This window comes from Roseibium sp. RKSG952 (assembly GCF_009711355.1).
The window spans coordinates 59,998-64,572 of record NZ_SMMF01000937.1 but is presented as its reverse complement, the minus strand read 5'-3'; the positions used below and the strand labels follow the sequence as shown (position 1 = coordinate 64,572).

General features: G+C 55.9%; 5 protein-coding genes. 3 read left to right on the top strand and 2 right to left on the bottom strand.

Annotation, left to right across the window (positions count from 1 at the left end; genetic code table 11):
• On the bottom strand, positions 1-549 hold a 549-nt coding region (locus E1297_RS50460), incomplete at its 3' end, for an ATP-binding cassette domain-containing protein (RefSeq protein ID WP_244327903.1).
• Between the two features lie 105 nt (positions 550-654).
• Here E1297_RS50460 and E1297_RS27080 point away from each other — a divergent pair.
• Positions 655-1,857, top strand: coding sequence for a multidrug effflux MFS transporter (locus E1297_RS27080; RefSeq protein WP_155143781.1), 1,203 nt, complete (start codon positions 655-657; stop codon positions 1,855-1,857).
• Between the two features lie 114 nt (positions 1,858-1,971).
• Positions 1,972-2,394, top strand: a complete 423-nt coding sequence (ndk, locus tag E1297_RS27075) for a nucleoside-diphosphate kinase (RefSeq protein WP_155143779.1) — start codon at positions 1,972-1,974, stop codon at positions 2,392-2,394.
• Between the two features lie 59 nt (positions 2,395-2,453).
• On the opposite strand, the gene E1297_RS27070 is transcribed toward ndk, so the two are convergent.
• Positions 2,454-2,801 carry a TfoX/Sxy family protein gene (locus E1297_RS27070; protein ID WP_155143778.1) on the bottom strand — a complete coding sequence of 116 codons (348 nt, stop codon included), beginning with the start codon at positions 2,799-2,801 and terminating at the stop codon, positions 2,454-2,456.
• 103 nt (positions 2,802-2,904) lie between these two features.
• On the opposite strand from E1297_RS27070, the gene E1297_RS27065 reads away from it, so the two are divergent.
• The gene (locus E1297_RS27065; protein ID WP_155143776.1) at positions 2,905-4,128 is read left to right on the top strand and encodes a cytochrome P450; all 1,224 of its coding nucleotides are present in this window, start codon (positions 2,905-2,907) and stop codon (positions 4,126-4,128) included.
• The last annotated feature ends 447 nt before the right edge of the window (positions 4,129-4,575 follow it).

Here is a 4,575-nt window from a genome sequence, read left to right as displayed (position 1 = left end):
CAGCGCGCCTTCCAGGTCCAAATAGTTGGTCGGTTCGTCCAATAGCAACAGGTCAGGCTGCGAAAATAGTACCGCCGCTAGCGCCACGCGCATCCGCCAGCCGCCCGAGAAATCGGAGCATGGGCGCAGCTGGTCTTCGTCATCGAACCCCAGACCTTTGAGGATCGAGGCAGCACGGGCCTCAGCCGACCAGGCGTCGATATCGGCCAGACGGGTTTGGATCTCGGCGATGCGGGCAGGGTCCGTGGCGCTGTCGGCCTCAGCCATCAATGCGCTGCGTTCAGTATCGGCCGCCAACACCGTGTTGATCAGCGAGACATCGGAAGAGGGCACCTCTTGCGCCACTCCACCGATCCGCGCGCGTTTCGGCAGCACGATATTGCCTGATTCCAAGGCCAGTTCACCCCGGATCAGCCGGAAGAGGGTGGTTTTCCCCGTACCGTTCCGCCCCACAAGGCCGACCTTGTGGCCATCGGGTATTGTCGCACTGGCCCCATCGAACAGGGGGCGGCCTTCTACCGCGTAGGTTATGTCTTCGATCCGTAGCATGACGCGCTCTTAGCAGAGCGGTGATGCCGCCGCCAGCAGCTTGACATGTTCAAAGCACAGACGATGTGTTAGCGCTGGTCCGATTGGTTTTCTAACGGTTTCATCATGCGCGCGGCTCAGACGCCCCCATCCCTGATCACATTGATATTCGCCACGGCGTTATCGGTGTTGTCGTTGAACATGTTTCTGCCGTCACTTGCGCGGATGGGAGAAGACTTTCAGGTCGATTATGCCCTGGTCAACCTGTCGGTTGCTGGCTATCTGGCTGTGTCCGCCGTACTGCAGTTGATCATGGGTCCTTTGTCGGACCGCTTTGGTCGCAGGCCAATCCTTCTGATTTCCATGAGTATTTTCGCGCTCGCCTCTTTGGGTTGCGTATTGGCCGAGTCAATCTGGGTTTTCCTGGGTTTCCGTCTGCTGCAAGCGGCAGTCGTGGCCGGGCCAGTTTTGTCCAGCGCTTCGATCCGCGACCTGTACACCCCCAACGAGGCGGCCAGCAAACTCGGCTATGTCGCTATGGCGATGGCTCTCGCTCCGATGCTGGGGCCGATGCTGGGCGGTGCGTTGGATATGCTGTTTGGCTGGAGGGCAGGGTTCGTATTGTACTCCGCTCTGGGTGCCGGATTGCTGCTGTTGTTGTGGGCGGATATGGGCGAAACCAACACGAACCGGTCTGCAACGTTCTCTGCCCAATTGAGGGAATACCCGCATCTGTTTCGCGCACGCCGGTTCTGGGGCTATGCACTGTGCGCAGCGTTCTCGATTGGGGGCTTTTACAGCTTTATTACCGGTGCCCCTTTGGTGGCGGCCGTTTGGTTCAATCTAAGCCCGGCGATGCTGGGTCTGGGGATCGGCATCATCACCGGTGGCTTCATGGTCGGTAACTTCATCACAGGGCGGATCGCGGCCAGAACGCAGTTGACGACCATGATCCTGATTGGCCGGGTATTTGCCTCGATTGGTCCACTTTGTGGCCTGCTTCTTTTCCTGGCGGATCAAGGGTCAGTCTGGGTGTTCTTTGGTTCAGCGGTGTTTGTGGGTTTCGGCAACGGTTTGACGAACGCCAATGCCTCGGCTGGGGTGATGTCAGTGCGCCCAAAGCTGGCCGGCAGCGCGGCAGGTCTATCCGGGGCAATGATCGTGGCATTGGGGGCTGTGCTGACATCAATGACAGGCGCTTTCGTCACGCCCGAAAACGGGCCGTTCCTGGTTCTTGGGATGATGTTTGCCAGCAGCTTTATCGGCCTGCTCGCTGTTCTTTACGTTCGCCGGGTCGACGCGTTGGAGCCCTTGCCGGACACAATCTGATCGCCAAATCCCGCGGTCGCAATCATTCCACTTTTCATGAGGCACATACCGTGTTAGGCGGCGCGCGATGGATTTCGGCGCGGACCGCGCGCCATATAGTAAGGAGAGGCCGACATGGCACTGGAACGCACATTCTCGATCATCAAACCTGATGCAACCCGCCGCAACCTGACTGGCAAGATCAACGCCAAGTTCGAAGAAGCCGGCCTGCGCATCGTTGCGCAAAAGCGCATCCACATGACCAAAGAACAAGCTGGCAAGTTCTACGAAGTACACGCCGAGCGTCCGTTCTATGACGAACTGTGCGAATTCATGTCGTCGGCTCCGGTCGTTGTTCAGGTTCTGGAAGGCGAAGGCGCCATTGCCAAGAACCGTGAAGTCATGGGTGCAACCAATCCTGCAGACGCAGCAGCTGGCACCATCCGCGCCGAGTTCGCTGAATCAGTTGGCGAAAACTCGGTCCACGGTTCGGACGCACCTGAAACTGCAGCGGTTGAAATCGCATATTTCTTCTCGGGTATCGAACTGGTCGGCTAATTCGCCGTCAGTTGAATTCCAGAGGCCGTGCCTGAACAAGGCGCGGCCTTTTTTGTGCTCTATACAGGTTTCAAATCCTTGGGTGCCACGCGTACGCCAATCGCATCCAGTTCAGAGACCAGTTGTGATTGCGGTGCCTTGGTTATTCCGGTTTTGATCTGGTCGAACCGTTGACGCAGGGCTTTTTTCTCTTCGCCTTTGCAGTCATTCCAAGGGCGACCCTGTAATCCCATGACCAGCACATAATAACCAATGAAATGGGCTTTCGTTCCTGCTTCCAACAGTCGGGAATAGGCTTCGTCCGCACCCAGTTCCCGCAATTGCTGGGCAGAGTGAATGCCCGCACGAGTGCAAGCCTGTTCAAAGGCTGGGCCAAGGTTGCGGATTGAGGAAACCGGATCAGACATGAACCCGTCTTAGCTTGGCCGCTGCGACATGTCACCATGGTGTCATTCTAATAGTTGTTTGCGCAATTTCATTACGCTACGCCTTGAGGTCAGGGAGACAGCCATGGATGATTTCAGCGCCACACAATCCGTTCGACATTTGGATTTGATGAATCCTCCTGACGGATTTGTCGACGATCCATTCCCATTTTATGATGCGCTGCTGTCCGATGCTCCGGTGTTACAGCAACCAGATGGATCGGTCCTGCTGTCACGCCATTCGGATCTGGACCGGATATATCGCGATACTACCCTGTATTCTTCAGACAAGAAGGCGGCGTTTGGTCCGAAATACGGTATCGGTTCGCCTCTGTTCGAGCATCACACCACTTCTCTGGTTTTCTCCGATCCGCCTTTACACACTCGGGTCCGAAAGATCATGACATCTGCGCTTACACCGCGTGCGATCGCCAAGATGGAGCCCGGCCTGATCGACACCGTCGATATACTGCTGGATCGGATGGCGGGCAAAGGGCAGGTGGATTTGATCGAGGATTTTGCCTCAACCATTCCCATTCAGATTATTGGCAATTTGCTTGATGTACCAATGGATGAGCGCGACCCGTTGCGCGACTGGTCACTTGCAATTCTGGGCGCTCTGGAGCCTTCGTTGACCGAGCAGCAAATGGCCACCGGCCATGCGGCTGTTACTGAGTTCAAGGAATATCTCAGTGATCTGGTTGCCCGCAGGCGAACGAAACCTGGTGACCCGGAGACAGATGTTCTGACCCGCCTGATCCGAGGGGAAGGGGCAGATGGGCAATTGAGTGAAATCGAGCTGCTTCAGAACTGTATCTTCATCCTGAACGCCGGACACGAAACGACTACAAACCTGATTGGTAACGGTTTGGCATTGCTTAACGATTACCCGGAGCAGCGTCGGCGGTTGTTGGATGATCCCGATCTGATCAACCCAGCGGTTGAAGAGATTCTTCGCTTTCGCTCGCCAAATCAGTTCGGCAATCGGGAAGCCACTGCCGATATCGAGTTGGATAGTTTGAACATACCGAAGGGAACCAACTTGCATCTCTGTATCGGCGCAGCAAACCGGGATCCCGCAGTCTTCGATGATCCGAAGAAATTTGACATATCACGTAAGCCCAATCGCCATCTGGCCTTTGCTGGGGGCCCACATGTCTGTGTCGGCCTCACACTGGCGCGGCTTGAAGGGCGCGTTGCGTTGGGGCGGTTCCTACAGAGATATCCGGATTACAGGTTGCTGGATGAGCGCGTGGGAGGAGGACGGATCCGGTTTCGAGGCTATTCATCGCTGCCAGCAATCGTGTGAGTTGGTCGTGCGGGCTTGCGGGAACCATGGTGATGACGCTGGGTAAATCGGGGTTTTCCTTGATGGGTGTTGGGAAAAGCGGTTCCATGATTTTGTGAGGGTCGGATGACCATGACAAGGAAGCTGGAGCCAACTCGGACAAGAATGGAATCTCGTTTATGCTGGATGGAAAACTCTGAAGACAATCCAGAGACGCGCCATCGAAGACGGGCCCGGTTTTCAAAGGAGCAGAGATCCGTTGATGGATGAGCATCTGAGCACTCTTGGGAAGGGCAGGTCATGACGAACATGTCGGGCAGCGTTTTTGTTATTCCCGGGACGTTTGATGCTGGTCAGTTGGGCAAGCTGGAAAAACTATGCGTCAAACTTGAGGCAAAAATCTCAGGGAGACCATTCAAACTTCTGGATTGCCATGATCAGTCGCTGCGTACCTCTGGGCGGCTTCTG